This window comes from Streptomyces cahuitamycinicus (genome assembly GCF_002891435.1).
In the GTDB taxonomy this organism is placed as follows: Bacteria; Actinomycetota; Actinomycetes; order Streptomycetales; family Streptomycetaceae; genus Streptomyces; species Streptomyces cahuitamycinicus.
This window is the reverse complement of the sequence record NZ_POUC01000749.1, coordinates 1-2,144: the sequence shown is the minus strand read 5'-3', so window position 1 is coordinate 2,144 and position 2,144 is coordinate 1. Positions and strand designations below refer to the sequence as shown.

Annotated in this window: 2 protein-coding genes; both read right to left on the bottom strand. The window is 69.9% G+C overall.

What is annotated here, in order from left to right:
* A partial coding sequence (locus C1J00_RS42405) for a hypothetical protein (RefSeq protein ID WP_102914117.1) occupies positions 1–1,163 on the bottom strand: 1,163 nt, incomplete at its 3' end.
* Positions 1,153–1,977, bottom strand: a complete 825-nt coding sequence (locus tag C1J00_RS42400; RefSeq protein ID WP_102914116.1) for a DUF8175 domain-containg protein — start codon at positions 1,975–1,977, stop codon at positions 1,153–1,155. The genes C1J00_RS42400 and C1J00_RS42405, both read right to left, overlap by 11 nt.
* Between the last annotated feature and the right edge of the window lie 167 nt (positions 1,978–2,144).

Genomic DNA, 2,144 nt, shown 5'->3' with positions numbered 1-2,144 from the left:
GGGTTGCTGGGGCGGGGGGCGGAGGACTGGCTGCCTCCGCCGTTGTTGTCGGTGCGGGAGCTGTGGGTCTTGATGCCCTGCGCGACGAGGCTGGCCGGGGAGCTGATGACCGCTGCGGCCTTGCTCTCGGCGCCCTGCATGAGGCGGTTGTTGCGGGAGCCGGCGATCTCGTCGCCGAAGCCGGGGACGAAGCGGTAGATCATCGCGCTGGCGAAGATGGCGAGCAGGATGATGGCGAGGCCGGAGACGACGGCGGAGAAGGCGTTCGGGCCGTCGTCGGCGGAGAGTGCGCCGGCGAGGCCGAGGACGATCACGATGACCGGTTTGATGAGGATGACCGCGATCATGATGCCGGCCCAGCGGCGGACGTGGCCCCACAGGTTCTTGTCGACGAGGCCGGCATAGACGACGGTGCCGAGGAGGGCGCCGACGTAGAGCAGGGCGGCCCTGATGACGAGCTCCAGCCAGAGGACACCGGCGGCGAGGATGCTGACCAGGGAGACGACGATCAGCATGATCGGGCCGCCGCCGATGTCCTCGCCCTTCTTGAGGGCCTCGGAGAACGTGCCGAAGAACGCGTCGGTCTGGTCGCCGGTGGCTTTCGCGAGGACCTCGGTGATGCCGTCGGTCGCGGAGACGACGGTGTAGAGGATCAGCGGGGTGAAGGCGGAGGCCAGCACCGTGAGCCACAGGAAGCCGATGGCTTCGGAGAGGGCGGTGGTCAGGGGGACGCCTCGGACGGCTCGCTTGGCCACGGCCAGGAGCCAGAGCAGGAGCGTGAGGATCGTCGAGGCGGCGAAGACGACGGCGTACTGCTGGAGGAACTTGGGGTTCGTGAAGTCGACGTTGGCGGTCTCCTTCACGGCCTCGCTGAGCTTGTCGACGGTCCAGGAGGCGGCGTCGGCGCAGCCCTTGGCGAGGGAGGAGAGGGGGTCGAGGGTGGAGGCGGGGTCAAGCCGGGAGGTCCCGCTGCCGCTTCCGCTGCCGGTGTCGCCCTCGCAGACCTCCCGGGCCCGGCCGGAGAGCAGGGAGCAGTTGTCGTTGCTGGGGCTGGGCGAGGGCGTGGGAGCGGCTGCCGCCCGGGTGGCGAGCAGGACCAGGGCGGTCTGCACGGCGGTGAGGATTGCGGCGACCTTGACGGCGCGGCGCGGGCTACCGGGCATACGTGAACCCTCCGAACTCCTCGACGGCCTTCGAGATGGCGTCCGACGTCGACACCCTGTTGTCGCCGTTGACCGGCGCGGGGCCTTCCTTCTGGGAGAAGCCGTCGACCTTCCAGTCGCCGTCGGTCCAGCGCAGTTGGAGGGTCATGGTGAACCAGTCGTTGGTGACCGGGCTCTGCGAGCTCTCCCCGGCCATCCCGAACACACCTGTGCACCAGACCTCGACGGTGGCGGTGCCGCCCGCATAGTCGGTGACCTTGGTGCCGACCGGCATCGTGCGGGAGACGTAGGTGCTGCCCTTGGGCGCGTCGCCGTTCGCGTCCAGGCCGACCTTCTCCAGGAATTCCTTGCTGTAGACCCGGTCGAGGTTCTTCTCCAGCTCGGAGACCTTGTCGGCGTCGAACACCTGGCGGACGATCTCCGGCCGCCGTGCGGGCTTGAGGATGTCGGCCGAGACCAGGACGACGGCGTAGTTCGCCGCGGCGCTCTCCGCGCCCTCCTGGTCCTGGGCGAAGCCCGACGGGATGCCGGCGGCCGACTTGGCCGTGACAGGGCGTTTGCCGGAGGGGGCCGTCGCCGAGGTCTCCGGCTTGCCCGAGGAACTGTCCGTCGAAGAGGACGCGTCCCCGTCCCCCCGGTTCGCGAAGGCGATCGCCGCGATCAGGAGGACCACCACGCCGACCACCGTGACCAGGCTGCGGGAGGAGCGGCGGCGGGGGTCGCCGAAGGCGTCGCCGGAGTCGGGCAGGCGGGTGCGGGTCTGGCCCGTGCCGGCGTAGCCGCCGGAGGGCTCGTGGTCGTCACCGAGACTCATGCCGCGTACGCCCCCTCGACGTCGTGCGGAAACACTTCGTACCGGTCGTACTTCTCATACTCCTCGTACGACGGTAGCCGTGCTGGTTCCCGCGCGGGCGCGGTGTGGTGACTCGACATCAGGGAAACGCAACCTCAGCCGGTGGGCACGACGGGCGGGTGGGATGG